The organism is Streptomyces venezuelae (assembly GCF_008642275.1).
In the GTDB taxonomy this organism is placed as follows: domain Bacteria; phylum Actinomycetota; class Actinomycetes; order Streptomycetales; family Streptomycetaceae; genus Streptomyces; species Streptomyces venezuelae_E.
Genome location: NZ_CP029189.1, coordinates 1347453 through 1362653, shown reverse-complemented (window position 1 = coordinate 1362653; position 15201 = coordinate 1347453). Strand labels below are relative to the sequence as shown.

The 15201-nt window shown below is 71.5% G+C and carries 18 protein-coding genes; 12 read left to right on the top strand and 6 right to left on the bottom strand.

Annotation, left to right across the window (positions count from 1 at the left end; genetic code table 11):
• Nucleotides 1-90 precede the first annotated feature (90 nt).
• Nucleotides 91-645 (bottom strand): hypothetical protein, encoded by a 555-nt coding sequence (locus DEJ51_RS05450; protein ID WP_150256561.1) that lies wholly within the window; start codon nt 643-645, stop codon nt 91-93.
• Nucleotides 646-895: 250 nt separating this feature from the next.
• Here DEJ51_RS05450 and fmt point away from each other — a divergent pair, with 250 nt between their 5' ends.
• From fmt to DEJ51_RS05410, 7 genes are all read left to right on the top strand, one after another.
• Nucleotides 896-1840, top strand: a complete 945-nt coding sequence (gene fmt, locus DEJ51_RS05445) for a methionyl-tRNA formyltransferase (RefSeq protein ID WP_150256560.1) — start codon at nt 896-898, stop codon at nt 1838-1840.
• A gap of 198 nt (nt 1841-2038) precedes the next feature.
• Complete coding sequence (locus tag DEJ51_RS05440; protein ID WP_150256559.1) at nt 2039-3514, top strand: RsmB/NOP family class I SAM-dependent RNA methyltransferase; 1476 nt, start codon at nt 2039-2041, stop codon at nt 3512-3514.
• Between the two features lie 710 nt (nt 3515-4224).
• Nucleotides 4225-4911 (top strand): ribulose-phosphate 3-epimerase, encoded by a 687-nt coding sequence (rpe, locus tag DEJ51_RS05430; RefSeq protein ID WP_150256558.1) that lies wholly within the window; start codon nt 4225-4227, stop codon nt 4909-4911.
• 124 nt (nt 4912-5035) lie between these two features.
• Nucleotides 5036-6049, top strand: coding sequence for a sugar-binding transcriptional regulator (locus tag DEJ51_RS05425; protein WP_150261715.1), 1014 nt, complete (start codon nt 5036-5038; stop codon nt 6047-6049).
• 134 nt (nt 6050-6183) lie between these two features.
• Nucleotides 6184-6405, top strand: coding sequence for a CarD family transcriptional regulator (locus DEJ51_RS05420; protein ID WP_030012151.1), 222 nt, complete (start codon nt 6184-6186; stop codon nt 6403-6405).
• Between the two features lie 49 nt (nt 6406-6454).
• Complete coding sequence (locus tag DEJ51_RS05415) at nt 6455-6886, top strand: ribonuclease domain-containing protein (protein WP_150256557.1); 432 nt, start codon at nt 6455-6457, stop codon at nt 6884-6886.
• Entirely contained in the window at nt 6883-7347 is a 465-nt protein-coding gene (locus tag DEJ51_RS05410) for a barstar family protein (protein WP_150256556.1), read from the top strand. The genes DEJ51_RS05415 and DEJ51_RS05410 overlap by 4 nt, the downstream gene beginning before the upstream one ends.
• 183 nt (nt 7348-7530) lie before the next feature.
• Here DEJ51_RS05410 and DEJ51_RS35700 read toward each other — a convergent pair whose 3' ends face one another.
• From DEJ51_RS35700 to DEJ51_RS05390, 5 genes are all read right to left on the bottom strand, one after another.
• On the bottom strand, nt 7531-8007 hold the full coding sequence (locus tag DEJ51_RS35700; RefSeq protein WP_190620220.1) for a group II truncated hemoglobin: 477 nt from the start codon (nt 8005-8007) through the stop codon (nt 7531-7533).
• A 2-nt stretch (nt 8008-8009) separates the two neighbouring features.
• Nucleotides 8010-8333: a putative quinol monooxygenase gene (locus tag DEJ51_RS35695; RefSeq protein WP_189740336.1), complete on the bottom strand. Its 324-nt coding sequence runs from the start codon at nt 8331-8333 to the stop codon at nt 8010-8012.
• A gap of 73 nt (nt 8334-8406) precedes the next feature.
• A complete protein-coding gene (locus DEJ51_RS05400; RefSeq protein ID WP_150256555.1) occupies nt 8407-8916 on the bottom strand; it encodes a hypothetical protein in 510 nt (169 codons plus the stop codon).
• A 60-nt stretch (nt 8917-8976) separates the two neighbouring features.
• Complete coding sequence (locus DEJ51_RS05395) at nt 8977-10713, bottom strand: FAD-dependent oxidoreductase (protein ID WP_150256554.1); 1737 nt, start codon at nt 10711-10713, stop codon at nt 8977-8979.
• Nucleotides 10710-10982: a UBP-type zinc finger domain-containing protein gene (locus DEJ51_RS05390; RefSeq protein WP_411757285.1), complete on the bottom strand. Its 273-nt coding sequence runs from the start codon at nt 10980-10982 to the stop codon at nt 10710-10712. Before DEJ51_RS05390 ends, DEJ51_RS05395 begins: the two co-directional genes overlap by 4 nt.
• Nucleotides 10983-11338: 356 nt before the next feature.
• Between DEJ51_RS05390 and DEJ51_RS05385 the strand changes: the two genes are divergently transcribed.
• From DEJ51_RS05385 to DEJ51_RS05365, 5 genes are read left to right on the top strand one after another with little or no spacing between them, the layout of a single operon-like run.
• Nucleotides 11339-12163, top strand: coding sequence for a type 1 glutamine amidotransferase domain-containing protein (locus DEJ51_RS05385; protein ID WP_150256553.1), 825 nt, complete (start codon nt 11339-11341; stop codon nt 12161-12163).
• A gap of 42 nt (nt 12164-12205) precedes the next feature.
• The gene (locus tag DEJ51_RS05380; RefSeq protein ID WP_150256552.1) at nt 12206-13852 is read left to right on the top strand and encodes a thiamine pyrophosphate-binding protein; all 1647 of its coding nucleotides are present in this window, start codon (nt 12206-12208) and stop codon (nt 13850-13852) included.
• 37 nt (nt 13853-13889) lie between these two features.
• The gene (locus DEJ51_RS05375; RefSeq protein WP_150256551.1) at nt 13890-14324 is read left to right on the top strand and encodes a nuclear transport factor 2 family protein; all 435 of its coding nucleotides are present in this window, start codon (nt 13890-13892) and stop codon (nt 14322-14324) included.
• Nucleotides 14325-14347: 23 nt separating this feature from the next.
• On the top strand, nt 14348-14803 hold the full coding sequence (locus DEJ51_RS05370) for a nuclear transport factor 2 family protein (RefSeq protein WP_223835681.1): 456 nt from the start codon (nt 14348-14350) through the stop codon (nt 14801-14803).
• Nucleotides 14804-14816: 13 nt separating this feature from the next.
• Complete coding sequence (locus DEJ51_RS05365) at nt 14817-15200, top strand: nuclear transport factor 2 family protein (protein ID WP_150256549.1); 384 nt, start codon at nt 14817-14819, stop codon at nt 15198-15200.
• Nucleotide 15201 lies beyond the last annotated feature (1 nt).

The window sequence follows — 15201 nt, the reverse complement described above, 5'->3', positions numbered from 1 at the left end:
GTACGGTCGTCCCACCGGGGGCGGACTCAGGCGCGCCGGACCGGCGCGGGCCGGCCGTCGGGGGTCGGCGTCCCGGCGGCAGGACGCGGCTCAGCCGTTGCGCGGGCCGGGGAAGGCGGGGGAGCGGGGCGCCTCCGCGAGCCCGCGCCCGGGGACAACCGCCGCGGCGGCGGCCGCCTGGGCCTCTTCGCGCACCGGCTGCGGCGGCATCGAGCGGGCCGCCGGCACCGTCGGCAGCGGACCCAGGGTCCGGGTGGTCGTCCCCTCGGCCAGCGGCTCCGCGGACTCGGCGGACTGCGCCCGCCGGGCCCCGTAGCGCCGGTGCACGGCCTGCTTGGTGACACCGAGCGCCGAACCGACCGCATCCCACGAGAATCCGAGCGAGCGGTCGAAGTCCACGGCCGCGGTGACCAGCGTCTCGACGCTGTCCCGCAGCTCCTGGGCGAGGCGGACCGTCGGCGCGGGCGCCCGGCCGTAGACGACGAAGCCGGTGGAGGGACCCGATCGACGCGGGCGGTACACGTTGCCGAGCTGGGCGGTGAGCGTACGCAGGGCATCCACCTGCCGGCGAACCCGCTCGATGTCCCGTACCAGGAGGTGCAGGCTGGCCCGGGCTTGAGCGTCGTGGGTGGCGTGGTCGGCCATGAAGAAGCCTCTCGAACCGGTGCTGAAGGGCGGATCGGGCCGCAGAAACCGTTCACACGCGGCCCGTTTTGGTCAATCTCTCTTGACCAACGCGCCACCCGTCGCCCAGGTCACGCTGTGGGGGCGTGTCGGCATATGCGAGGGGCGCGCGCTTGTCCGTACGCCCCCTCAACACCACAGGTGGGCGGCCCGACCGGCGCCCCATAGACTGGTGTGCTGCTGACAGCCGAGATAGCGAGGTAGTCCCCCAGTGAAGCTCGTCTTCGCAGGCACCCCCGAGGTTGCCGTACCCGCCCTGGACGCCCTGATCGCCTCCGGGCGGCACGAGGTCGCCGCCGTCGTCACCCGGCCCGACGCACCGGCCGGCCGCGGCCGCCGCCTCGTCGCCAGCCCGGTCGCCGAACGCGCCGAGGAAGCGGGCATCGAGGTGCTCAAGCCCGTCCGCCCCCGCGACCCCGACTTCCAGGCCCGGCTGCGCGAGATCGACCCGGACTGCTGCCCGGTCGTGGCCTACGGCGCCCTGCTCCCCAAGAGCGCCCTCGACATCCCCCGGCACGGCTGGGTCAACCTGCACTTCTCGCTGCTGCCCGCATGGCGCGGAGCCGCGCCCGTCCAGCAGTCGATCATCGCCGGCGACCAGGTCACCGGCGCCTCCACCTTCCGCATCGAGGAAGGCCTGGACACCGGCCCGGTCTACGGCATCCTCACCGAGGAGATCCGGCCCACCGACACCAGCGGCGACCTGCTCACCCGGCTCGCCTTCGCCGGGTCCGGGCTGCTCGCCGCCACCATGGACGGCATCGAGGACGGCACCCTGCGCGCCGTCGAACAGCCCCACGACGGGGTCTCCCACGCGCCCAAGATCACCGTGGAGGACGCCCGGATCGACTGGACCGCCCCCGCGATGCGCGCCGACCGCGTGGTGCGCGGCTGCACCCCGGCCCCGGGCGCCTGGACCGTTTTCCGCGGGGAACGCCTGAAGCTGATCTCGCTGGGCCTGGTGCCCGACCGCACGGACCTGGCGCCGGGCGAGCTGGCCCCCGCCAAGAACAACGTGTACGCGGGCACCGGCTCGCATGCCGTGGAACTGCTGTGGGTGCAGCCGCAGGGCAAGAAGCCGATGCGCGCCGCCGACTGGGCGCGCGGTGTACGGATCGCTCCCGGCGAGCGGCTCGGCGGAGCCGACGTAGGCTGACCGGTGGGGACGCCGCCCGGACGCGGCCGTACCCACGCACCACCTGCCCGGCCGGGAGGCCGGGCCGGGCGGGCTTCGGGACCGGAGCCACCCGGACGCCCGAAACGCCCGCAGCACCGGCGGCACTCGCACCCGTAACAGGCGCAGTACCCACACCGGTATCACCCGTAGCACTCGTAACCCCGGAGCACCTTTCACGTGAGCGAACAGCCCCGTCAGCCCCGTCGCAAGCCCGCCCCCGCAGGCGCCGGTGGCAAGCAGGCCAAGCCCTACCGCCGGCCGCAGAAGGACCCCGTCCGGATGCTGGCCTTCGAGGTGCTCCGGGCGGTGGACGAGCGCGACGCCTACGCCAACCTCGTACTGCCGCCGCTGCTCAAGAAGGCCCGCCAGGACGAGAAGTTCGAAGCACGGGACGCGGCACTGGCCACCGAGCTGGTCTACGGGACACTGCGCCGCCAGGGCACCTACGACGCCGTCATCAAGGCGTGCATCGACCGCCCGCTGCGGGAGGTGGACCCGCCGGTGCTGGACGTGCTCTCGCTCGGCGCCCACCAGCTGCTCGGCACCCGCATCCCCACGCACGCCGCGGTCTCGGCGAGCGTGGAACTGGCCCGGGTGGTGCTCGGAGACGGGCGCGCCAAGTTCGTGAACGCCGTCCTGCGCAAGATCGCCGCGCACGATCTGGACGGCTGGCTGGAGCGCGTCGCCCCGCCCTACGAGGAGGACGCCGAGGAACACCTCGCGGTGTACCACTCGCACCCCCGGTGGGTCGTCAGCGCCCTGTGGGACTCGCTGGGCGGCGGGCGTGCGGGCATCGAGGACCTGCTGGAGGCCGACAACGAACGGCCCGAGGTGACCCTGGTCGCCCGCCCGGGCCGGTCCACGCCGGAGGAACTCCTGGAGGCCGTCGGCGAGGACTCGGCGCTGCCGGGCCGCTGGTCGCCGTACGCCGTCCGGATGGCCGAGGGCGGCGAACCGGGCGCGCTGGAGGCGGTCCGCGACGGCCGTGCGGGCGTCCAGGACGAGGGCAGCCAGCTGGTGGCCATGGCCCTCGCGGCCGCACCGGTCGAAGGCCGCGACGAGCGGTGGCTCGACGGCTGCGCGGGCCCGGGCGGCAAGGCGGCGCTGCTCGCGGCGCTCGCGGCGCAGCGCGGGGCGTTCCTGCTGGCCTCGGAGAAGCAGCCGCACCGGGCCCGGCTCGTGGAGCGATCCCTCGCCGGCAACCCCGGCCCGTACCAGGTCATCGCGGCCGACGGCACCCGCCCGGCCTGGCTGCCGGGCTCCTTCGACCGCGTCCTGATGGACGTCCCCTGCTCGGGCCTCGGCGCGCTGCGCCGCCGCCCCGAGGCCCGCTGGCGCCGCCGCCCGGAGGATCTGGAGGGCTTCGCGCCGCTCCAGCGCGGGCTGCTGCGTGAGGCGCTGGCGGCGGTGCGGGTGGGCGGCGTCGTCGGCTACGCGACGTGCTCGCCGCACCTCGCGGAGACCCGGGTCGTCGTGGACGACGTCCTGAAGGGCCGTGGCGCGGGCCACTCCCCGGTGTCCGCGGAACTCATCGACGCGAGGCCCTTCATGTCGGGCGTCCCGGCCCTGGGCGACGGCCCGGACATCCAGCTGTGGCCCCACCTGCACGGCACGGACGCGATGTACCTGGCACTCCTGAGGCGCACGGCGTAGGGAACCCCGGAGGGCACCGAACACCGCCCTCCGGAAGCCCCTGCCACGCGCGACGGCCGTCGGACGCAGGACGGATCGAGGCCGTGGGCGGCCTATGCCCAGCCCAGGCCGGCCGTCGGACGCAGGTCGAAAGGACGGATCGAGGCCGTGGGCGGCCTATGTCCAGCCACAGACGGTCGCCAGACGCAGCGAGTTGAGGAGCGCGTAGCGATCTGGTGCGCCTCCTCGGCACCGCCCCGGGCTCGGGTCTGGACGGGCTCGTCTCCCGGTCGTCCCCACGCCCGACCCTGCCGGGCATCGTCGACCGCCCCGTCCCTGGAAGTATCGACCGGCCCGTTCTTCTGGGGGTTTCCCGGCAGTCTTTCGTGTCTCCGGGGCGGGTCGGTCGGTCAAGGGTGGCCGGAGGCCATCGCGTAGCGACGCGACGACGTAGGAGGAGCGCCCTTGAGGGACCGGCCCGCCCCGGAGGGACGATGGGACTGACGGGAAACCCCACCCGCATCACCGACCACCGCCCCGGCGGCTCCCGCTCATCCGAAGCCCCGCCCGCTTCTCGGCTTCCGCACCCGGAACCCCCGCCCCCACCCCCGCCCGGCCGGATCCCGCCCCCCGGTACGGCTGTGCCGGGGGTGGGCTTGCTGTGCGGTCCCGCGTGGGGAGACTTGCGGGGTCGTGGCCGGAACCCGGTGGGGGCATGGCAGGCTTGGGGCATGGCCGCTCAGATCTATCCCAGCATCCTGTCCGCCGACTTCGCCCGTCTCGCCGAGGAGGCGAAGGCCGTCGAGGGGGCCGACTGGCTGCATGTCGACGTCATGGACAACCACTTCGTCCCGAACCTGACCCTCGGTATGCCGATCGTGGAGTCCCTGAGCAGGGCCACGGACATCCCGCTCGACCTTCACCTGATGATCGAGGACCCGGACCGCTGGGCCCCCCAGTACGTGGAGGCCGGCGCGGGCTCGGTCACCTTCCACGCCGAGGCCGCCGCCGCGCCCGTACGGCTCGCCCGGGAGATCCGGGCCAAGGGGGCGCGGGCCTCGATGGCCCTCAAGCCCGCGACGCCGATCGAGCAGTACGAGGACATCCTTCCCGAGCTCGACATGCTGCTGATCATGACGGTCGAGCCCGGCTTCGGCGGCCAGCCCTTTCTCGACATCATGCTCCCGAAGATCCGCCGTACCCGGGAGCTGATCGCGAAGCACGGTCTGGAGCTGTGGCTCCAGGTCGACGGCGGGGTCTCGGCCTCGACCATCGAGCGCTGTGCCGAGGCCGGAGCGGACGTCTTCGTGGCGGGCAGCGCGGTCTACGGGGCGGTCGATCCCGCCACCGCCGTGCGCACGCTGCGTGAGCAGGCGGGTGCGGCGATCGCCGCCGCGCCGTGGGCGTGCGACCACTGAACCAAGGGTTGATGAACAGCTCGGTGAACGGGAGCTGTCCAGGCTGATCAACGGCCGTCGGATCTGACAGGATGAACGGCGAGTCGAGAGTGTGAACAGCAGTGAGGAGAGCGCGGTGTCTGCAATGTCGGCGGGACGGTCAGCCCTGCGGATGGGACCCGCGGAGCTGGTGCAGGCGGCGGCCATGGCACGCCGCTTCTACCTGGAGGGCAAGTCCAAGATCCAGATTGCCGAGGAGTTCGGCGTGAGCCGCTTCAAGGTGGCCCGGGTCCTGGAGACCGCCCTCGAACGTGACCTCGTACGGATCGAGATCCGGGTACCGGCCGAGCTCGATGCCGAGCGGTCGGACGCGCTCAGGGCCCGGTACGGGCTCCGGCACGCCGTCGTCGTGGAGTCGCCCGCCGACGCCACCGAGGACGCGCCCGACCCGGAGAACCTGGGCGCGGTCGCCGCCGATCTGCTGGGCGAGCTGGTCAACGAAGGCGACGTACTGGGCCTGGCGTGGGGGCGGTCGACCATTCACATGGCCGCCTCCCTGCACCGGCTGCCGCAGTGCACCGTGGTGCAGCTGACCGGCGTGTACGACGCGGGGACGGCCGAACGCGGTTCGGTCGAGGCCGTACGCCGGGCCGCGCAGGTCTCGGGCGGTGACGCGCACCCGATCTACGCGCCGATGCTGCTGCCCGATCCGGCGACCGCGGCGGCGCTGCGCAGCCAGACGGGGATCGCGCGCGCTTTCGAGTACTTCGACAAGGTGACGGTCGCGGCGGTGTCGATCGGCTCGTGGGAGCCGGGTATCTCGACGGTGCACGACATGCTGACCGACGAGGAGCGGGAGCACTACGCCTCGCTGGGCGTGGCCGCGGAGATGTCCGCGCACCTGTTCGACGCCGAGGGGCGTCGCGTCGGCCGGGACCTCGGCGAACGGTGCATCACCGTGGAGGCGGACCGGCTGCGGCGGATCCCCGAGGTCGTGGCGATCGCGGGCGGACTGCGCAAGGCCGCGGCGATCGGGGCCGTGCTGAGGTCGGGGCTGGTGACCAGCCTCGTCACCGACACGGCGGTCGCCGACTACCTCCTCACCGAGTCGGCCCCAGGACTGCGGCCGGCGTTGGACCGGGCCGACCCGGACGACTGACGGGCTCGGTCCGGGCCCTGACCGGGCATGACGGGCCGTGGCGGCCGTTGCCGCCGCCTTCGATGTGGATGGTGCTGGAATTGAGATCCGAACGGCGGGCCGCGCGGCGGCCTGCGGGGCGCATACTGGTTCCAATGACAAAGTCAGCAGTACCTCGCCGCCATTTGCCGTCCAGCCCGTTCAAGGCCCCCGTGGAGCAGCCCATCCGGCAGTTCAACGTCGGCGACCGGGTCACCCACGACGAGCACGGTCTCGGCCGTGTCGTCGGAATCGAGGAGGGGATCGCTGTTCTCGTCGACTTCGGTTCGGTCCAGAAGCGAATCCTGAGTCCCTACACCAAGATGGCCGCGCTCTGAGGCCACCGGGCGATTCGCGAGCGAATCGGATATTTGGCACGATCGGTGCATGATCTTTCGGAACGTGCCCCGATCGTTGCTGCGTTTGCTGGGGGCCCTGTTCCTTTGTGCCGCGCTGGTCGGTGCGGTGGGTTGTGGCGGCCAGGGACCCGTCCCTGCCGCCGCCAGTGCGAGTGCCTCCGGGCTCCCGGGCTGGGCGAAGGGGATGGCCGCCGTGCGGGCCGACGGGCTGCCGCGGCAGGCCCGCGACGTGCTCGCGCTCATCGACAAGGGCGGGCCGTATCCCCACCGGCAGGACGGCACGGTCTTCGGGAACTTCGAGAAGGCCCTGCCCGAGCAGAAACGTGGCTACTACCACGAGTACACCGTGCGGACGCCGGGAGAGCGTGATCGCGGAGCCCGTCGGATCGTGACGGGTGAGGGTGGGGAGTTCTTCTACACGGACGACCACTACGACACCTTCAAGGCGGTTCTCCGATGAGCCTTGACCCGCAGCCGCTCGCCCCGGCGCTCGAAGCCGCCGAAGCGGCGGGCCGGACGACCGTACGGCTGGACCTGGGCGGGGTACGTGGCAAGGCCGGGCTGATGCGGCGGTGCGCGGATGCGTTGCTCCTGCCGGAGTGGGTCGGCGGGAACTGGGACGCGCTGGCCGATGCGCTGCGGGACCTGTCGTGGTTGCCGCAGCCGATGCCGATGCGGATGCCGCGTGGTGGGGGGTGGCTGGTGGCGGTGACCTCTTGGCGTGGGTACGCCGATGCCTGTCCGGGGGAGTGGGAGACGTTGCTTGAGGTGCTGGAGGAGGGCGTGGACTTCTGGCGGGAGCGGGCGCCTGGGGGCGGCGGGCCGGAGCTGGTGGTGGTTCTGGCCGAGGGTGAGGCCGGGCCCGGGCCGGTTGCCGGGGCTCCGCCCCGGGCCCCGCGCCTCAAACGCCGGCGGGGCTGAATGATCGGGGCTCCGCCCCGGACCCCGCGCCTCAAACGCCGGCGGGGCTGAAAGAGCGCCTCAAACGCCGGCGGGGCTGGATGGTGCCGGGCGGGCCGGATGGTGCCGGGCGGGCTGGATGGTGCCGGTGGGGCGGGATGGTGCCGGAAAGGTGGGGGCGGGCGTGGGCCTGCCCCCACCTCGTCAGGTTTCGGGGGTGTTCGGGATCCAGGGTGGGGTTTGGCCCCAGGACCAGACCGGGATCTTGGCCGCGTCGACCGGGGGTGGGTTGGGGCCCGAGTAGATCAGGGCCATGCGGGTGCCCCACTCGATGTAGTAGGCGAACACCCCCCGGAACTCCGGGTCGGTCGGGAGGCCGACCTCGTCGGCCGTGTCCATCAGCAGATCCACCCAGCGGCGGCGCTGCTGTTCGGTGATCGCCCGGCCCAGGTGCTTGGTGGCCATGTGCTGGTGGCCGCCGTGGTGGGCGGTGTAGTCCGCGGGGCCGCCGAAGACCTCCGACAGCCAGACCGCGACGTGCTGCGGGTGCTCCGAGTCCATGCCGGCGAAGACCGGGGCCAGGATCTCGTCCTGCAGGGCGTGGGCGTAGAAGGCGTCCGTGAGGCGGTTCATCGCCTCCGCTCCGCCCATCCACTCGTAGATGGTGGGTGTGGTGCTCATCGTTATCCGGCGGCCTTTCCCGTGCCGACGACGCCCGTGACGAGGTAGTGCTGCATCTCCTCGATGGCCGTCACGTACGGACGGATCGCGTTGAAGAAGGCCGGGAAGTGCTCGCCCTTGCGGAATCCGCCCAGGTGGTCCTCGATCGAGGTCCAGCGGATCCGGAGGATGTAGCGCTCCTTCTCCTCCTCGCAGCGTGCCAGCTCGTAGTCGATGCACTCGGGCGAAGCGGCCAGGGACTCGGCGGCCCGGGCGTACGCGTCCTCGAAGGCCGACTGGTCGTCCAATGCGATCCGGTAGCGGATGTATTCGACGGTGGTGGTCATGGGTGCGTGCCTCTCCCTGGGTGTAGGTCGTCGCCAGCCTTACGCGATCACGCGCCGCCGTGGGGCGGATTCGTCAATCGGAGTCGGACTTCATGGAGTCGGTGGGTTCGGAGATGTCCGGGCCCTGGGCGCGGACCCGCTGGACCTTGTCCAGGGAGTCGCGCAGCTCGGTCAGCCACTCGTCCGTGTTGCGGCCGACGAGCCGGACGCACCAGGCGAGGGCGTCGGCCCGGCTGCGGGCCACGCCGCCGGCGACCAGGGTGTCGAGGACCTGGCGTTCGGACTGGCGCAGGCGGGTCATCACCGGGACGGCGAGGTGGGTGAACAGGGTCGTCTCCTCACCCACCCGCACGCCCCAGGCGACCTTCCGCCGGTAGAGCTCCTCGGCCTCGCGGGCCACCTCGATGCGCTGTTCGCGGGTGCGTTCGCGGAACTCCTTGACCGATTCGGCCGCGGGTATGACGCCGACGACCGTGATCTCCTCGCGGTCGAGGGTGACCGAGTCCAGGGACTCGTAGACGTCGACCGGCAGGCGCTCGGCGAACCACGCGCGGAGCTGTTCGCTCTGTTCGGCTGTAATCATGTAATCAACGTTGCATCCGTTGTGGCCTTGATCGCAAGGCTCGCGGCGCGGCGTTCGCTCTCAGCCCATCGAGCGGTAGCGGTGGATCAGGGAGACGGCCATCGCCCCCTCGCCCACCCCGGAGGCGACCCGCTTCACCGAATGGGCGCGGACGTCGCCCGCTGCGAAGACTCCCGGGACGCTCGTCTCCAGGGGGTAGGGGGCACGCTCCAGGCTCCATTCGGCCGGGAGTTCACCGCCGTTCGAGATCAGGTCCGAGCCGGTGAGGACGAAGCCGTACTCGTCGCGCTCGACCACCCCCGCGAGCCAGTCGGTGTGCGGGCGGGCCCCGATGAAGGTGAACATGAAGCGGGCCGGGATCTCGGTGTCCTCACCCGTGTCCGCGTCGTGGAGGGTGAGGCGTTCGAGGTGCTCGTCGCCGTCCAGCCGGACCACCGTCGTGCGCACCATCACCTCGATGTTCGGGGTGCGGTCGATCTCGTCGATCAGGTAGCGGGACATGCTCGCGTCCAGGGAGGCCGCGCGGACCAGGATCGTCACCCGGGCGGCGTACTTGGCGAAGTGCACCGCCGCCTGGCCCGCGGAGTTCGCCCCGCCGACGATGAACACGTGCTGCGAGATGCACGCCGAGCTCTCCGTGGTGGCCGCGCCGTAGTAGAGGCCGGCTCCCTCGAACCGGTCCGCGCCGGGGGCGTCGAGGCGGTTGTACGAGACCCCGGTGGCCAGCAGCACCGTCTCGGCGGAGATCTCCGTGCCGTCCGCCAGGGTCAGGATCTTCGCGGGGTCGTCCCGGGTCAGCGAGACCACCTCCACCGGGTGCAGGATCTCGGCGCCGAAGCGGGAGGCCTGGATGGTGGCCCGGCGGGTCAGGTCGCCGCCCGAGAGGCCCGAGGGGAAGCCGAGGTAGTTCTCGATCAGGCTGGAGGTGCCCGCCTGGCCGCCCGGCGCGCGGGAGTCCAGCATGAGGGTCGACAGGCCCTCCGAGGCCGAGTAGACGCCCGCGGCCAGACCTGCCGGGCCCGCGCCGACGATGACGCACTCGTAGTGCGGGCGGGAGGCGGTCGTGGCCAGGCCCAGGCGCTGGGCGAGCTGGGTGTCGGTCGGGGCGGAGAGGACCGACCCGTCCGGGAAGCGGACGAGGGGGAGCGCCCCGTCGGGCTGGGCGGCGAGCAGGGTCAGCGCCTCGGGGTCGCGTTCGACGTTGAGGAAGCGGAACGGCTGGCCGTTGCGGGTGAAGAAGTCCCGGACGGCGTGGGTGCCGGGGGAGACGAGGTGGCCGGCGACGATGATCCCGTCGTACGCCGGCCGGTAGGTGGCCAGCCAGTCCGACAGCAGGTCGTCCAGGACCGGGAAGAGCCGCTCGTGCGGCGGGTCCCAGGGCTTGAGCAGGTAGTAGTCCAGCCGGACCCGGTTGATGGCGGTGATCGCGGCGTCGGTCTCCGCGTACGCCGTCAGCAGGACGCGGCGGGCGTCGGGGAAGCGGCTGACCGCCTCCAGCAGGAACTCGACGCCGGTCACGTCCGGCATGCGCTGGTCCACGAGGAACAGCGCCGGGTCGTGGCCGCGTTCGTCGAGGGAGTCCAGGATCTTCAGGGCGTCGGCCGCCGAGGAGGCGCCGAGCACCCGGTAGCGGTCGCCGTATGCGCTGCGCAGATCGCGGCGGACGGCGCGCAGCACCTGCGGATCGTCGTCCACGGCGAGGATGACCGGCTTCCTGTGCTCCGCGCGTTCGGCAGCCGCGGCCGCCGGACCGGAGGCGGAAGCGGTGGCGGCGGAACTCTCCGGGGCCGCGCTCATGCCGGGTCCAGCATCAGCTGGTCGGCGTAGCACCAGGCCCAGTCCTCGCCGGGCTCGTGGGAGGCCGCGATGGCGTGCTCGGTGGTCCGGTAGTGCCGGGTGGCGTGACGGTTCCTCGACGAGTCGCAGCAGCCGACGTGCCCGCAGCTGAGGCACAGCCGCAGGTGTACCCAGGTGTCGCCGGAGGCGAGGCACTCCTCGCAGCCCACGGCCGTGGGTTTCACCGGACGTATCTGATCGATGTGTGTGCACAACAGGTCCATCGTCATCGTCCCCGTCCCTCTCCTCGTGCTCTTGCGCTCTTGCCCGTGCACTCGCGTGTCCTGTCGCGAGTGCTGTCGCCCGTGCGGACGCCCTCGGTGTCGCTCGTCCACCGAACCGGCTCGTACGCCCGTGATTCACGGCGCGTCCAGACGATAGGGCGGAGCCGCCGGAATGGTTCATCGATTCGGCCGAAGTCAGGTAGTCCTGAAGCTACTTCATGACGTCTGCGAGCGACTTCCTGAGGTGCCGCCACGACCTGGCCCGCTACCTCACGAAGTCGCATACCAGCGCTTTGACGAAGCCCCCGGGCGCGGCCAGTGTGGGGGACGCCAACGACAACAGGCGGCGCCTGGAGGAATTCGTGAGCAGAAAGATTCTGGTCATTGTCTCGGAACACGGTTACTGGGCCGAGGAACTGATAGGCCCCGTGTCCAAGTTCGACGAGCGGGGCTACGAGGTCGTATTCGCCACGCCGACCGGAAAGCGTGCACACGCTCTTCCGCCGAGCCTCGACGCGAACTACATCGATCCTCCGCTGGGACGTTCGGTCACCACCGAGGAGAACGCCCGGCTGGGGCGGGAGTTCGAGCAGTCGAGCCGGCTGGACTCGCCGCTCGACATCGAGGCGTGGGTCCCCGAGCGCCCGTACACGAGCGACGAGGGCTATCTGCCCAAGCTGGAGCAGTACCACCGCGATCTCGACAAGCTCGACGCCGACATCGCCGGTTACGACGCGATCCTCATCGTCGGCGGCAGCGGCCCGATCGCCGACCTCGCCAACAACGAGCGTGTGCACGCCCTGATCCTGGCCTTCGAGAAGGCCGGCAAGGTCGTCGCCGCCGAGTGCTACGGCGTCGCCTGCCTGGCCTTCGCCCGCGACTGGGGCGACCGCAAGAGCATCATCTGGGGCAAGCACGTGACCGGTCACTGCAAGGAGTACGACTACAAGGACGGGACCGGATTCCTCGGTACCGACTTCAACATGGGGCCGCCGCCGTACCCGCTGGAATACATCCTGCGCGACGCGACGGGACCGCGCGGCGCCTACCACGGGAACTTCGGCAAGCCGGTGTCGGTCATCGTCGACTTCCCCTTCGTCACCGGACGTTCCACCCCCGACTCCTATCTCACGGGGCAGAAGATCGTGGAAGTCCTGGAGGACGGTCTCACCCGATACGGCTGGTGATCCCGGAGGCCGTTGGGAAATACGAGAGTCGAGGGGGAATTCATGGAAGCCACTCCCGGACGGGAAAGGCTGATCGAGCAGTTCAAGGCCGACGGCCTGAATGTGATGTTCGGAAATCCGGGGACGGTGGAACAGGGATTCCTCGACGCGGTGGACGCGGCGGAGGACTTCCACTACGTCCTCGCCCTCCAGGAGACCGTGGCCGCCGGCATCGCCGACGGGTACGCCCGGGCGACCGGCGGCGCGGCCCTGCTCCAGCTGCACTCCGGCGTCGGCCTGGGCAACGGCATCGGCATGCTCTACCAGTCGCTGCGCGGTCACACCCCGCTCGTCGTGGTCGCCGGCGACGCGGGGGTGCGTTACGACGCCATGGACGCGCAGATGGCGTGCGATCTGGTGGCGATGGCCAGGCCGGTGACCAAGTACGCGACGCGGGTCACCGACCCGCGGTCCGTGCTCCGCACCGTCCGGCGGGCCGTGAAGATCGCGCTCACCCCGCCCCGCGGGCCCGTGTTCGTGGCGCTGCCGATGGACGTGCTGGACGAGCTCAACTCCGAGCCCGTCCTGCCGTCCACGGAGGTCCTCACGGACGTCGCGCCCTCGCCGGCCTCGGTGGGGCGGGCGGCCGCCCTGCTCGCCTCCGCCGAGCGGCCGGTCATCCTGGTCGGGGACGGGGTCGCGCTTTCCGGGGCACAGGCCGAGCTGGTCGCCGTCGCCGAGCTGCTGGGCGCCGACGTGTACGAGGTCGACTCGTCCGAGGTGAACATCGCGGCGTCGCACCCGCTGCGGCGGGGCCAGACCGGGCACATGTTCGGACCGCACAGCAAGGAGCTCGTCGGGGACGCCGACGGGGTGCTGATCGTCGGCACCTATGTCTTCCCGGAGGTCTTCCCCGAGCTGGAGAGCCCCTTCAGGGCGGGCGCCAAGGTCGTCCACATCGACCTCAACGCCTACGAGATCGCCAAGAACCACCCGGTGGACCTGGGCCTGGCCGCGGATCCCCGGCAGGCGCTGCGCGCGCTGGCCGGGGTACTGGAGCGGCAGCTGACCCCCCAGCGCCGGGCCGCCGCGGCCGCCCGGATCGACGTACGGATCCGGGAGCGGGTCCGCGAGGTGCGTCAGACGGGGCCGGAGACGGACGACGGCACGCCGATGGCCGTCTTCCTGAGGACCCTGGCCGAGCGCACCGGCGGGGACCTGATCGTCTTCGACGAGGCGCTGACCACCTCGCCGCTGGTCACCCGGTACCTGCCGGCGGAGCGTCCCGGCGACTACCACCTCACCAGGGGCGGTTCGCTCGGCGTGGGCTTCCCGGGCGCGGTCGGGGCCAAGCTGGCCCGGCCGGAGCGGCTGGTGGTCGGTTTCGCGGGCGACGGCGGGTCCATGTACACGTACCAGGCGCTGTGGACGGCGGCCCGGCACGGCATCGACGCCAAGTTCGTGGTGTGCAACAACCGCAAGTACCGGCTGCTGGACGACAACATCGCCCAGTACTGGCGGGAGCGGGACATCCCGGAGCACGGCTTCCCGCACTCCTTCGACCTCTCCCACCCCGAGATCGACTTCGCGGGGCTGGCCCGGTCGCTGGGCGCCGGCGGAATGCGCGTGGAGAAGCCGGACGAGGCGGTCGCCGCCGTGGGCCGGATGCTGTCCCACCCCGGACCGTTCCTCGTGGACGTCCAGATCTGACCAGAGCACTCACGCAGCACGGACAGGAGGAGAGCGCATGCCCGCCGAGCGGCAGCTGACCGAGGACGCGATCCGCAGTTTCGCCGAGAACTGGTACGTGGCGCTGGACCAGCACGTGGGTCTGGACGACGTGCTCGCCCTGATCACCGAGGACCTGGAGTTCAAGGTCCCCGAGGACACCTTCCTCGGGCACGAGGGGTTCGGCCGCTGGTACGCGGCCGTCACCCACCGCTTCTTCGACGAGGTGCACACCGTCACCAAGGTGGAGCCCGTCATCGAGGGCGACCGGGCGGTCGTCCGGGTCCTCGTCAACTGGCAGGCCAAGATCTGGGACCCGCCGGCCGCCCGCAGCCAGTGGCTGGGCTTCGACGCCGACCAGACCTGGACGGTCGTGGCCGGTCCGGACGGACCGCTGATCAGGCAGTACACCGTCAACGACCTGGCGCCGATGCCCGGTTCCGGCTCGCTCTGAGCGCCGGCGAAGGAGAAGCGACGATGACCGAAGTGACACGGGAGCGGGTGGAGGCGGCCTACGCCGCCCTCGGCTCCGGCGACCGGGCGCGCATCCTCGACTACTACTCCGAGGACCTGCGCTGGCTGGTGCCGGGCGGCCACCCGCTGGCCGGCTGGTACGAGAGCCTGGACGCCTTCCTGGAGCTGATGGGGCAGACCCACAAGCTCACGGGCGGCACCTTCCGGATGGACATCCAGGCGGTCCTCGTCGGCGAGGACTGCAGCGCCGACGTGTGCCGCAACGTGGCTCTGCGGGACGGCGCGGACGAGACGAGCACGTCCCCGTACGAGCGGATGGACTACCCGGTCTTCCACTTCATGCGGTGGCGCGGTGGCCGGATCGTCGAGGGCCGCGACGGGCTCTTCGGGGACTCGGCGACCGCCTTCAGCCAGTTCTGGGCGCCGTTCGGGCCGGACGGAACCCGCAGGGACCGATAGGGGGTCGAGCGCGATGGACACGCACGAGAGCCACACCGAAATCCTTCGAAAGTACTACGAGTACGCCAACGCCGGGGACTGGGACCGCTGGTGCGACCTCTTCGCCGACGACCAGGTGATGGACGAGCAGCTCGCCGGCCACATCGAGGGCCTGGAGGTGCTGCGCTCGATGATGAAGGGCATGGGCACCATGTACCGGGTCTTCCGGAACGAGCCCGTGCACTTCCTCGTCGACGGGGAGAAGGCCGCGGCCGTCTCGCACCTGACCGCGGTCAGCGCCTCCGGCGAGGCCATCGAGGCCGAGGTCATGAACTTCTTCCGGATCGTGGACGGAAAGATCGCCTACATGGCGAACTACCACGACACGGTTCCCTTCCAGGTGCTCGGCCAGGGCTGAG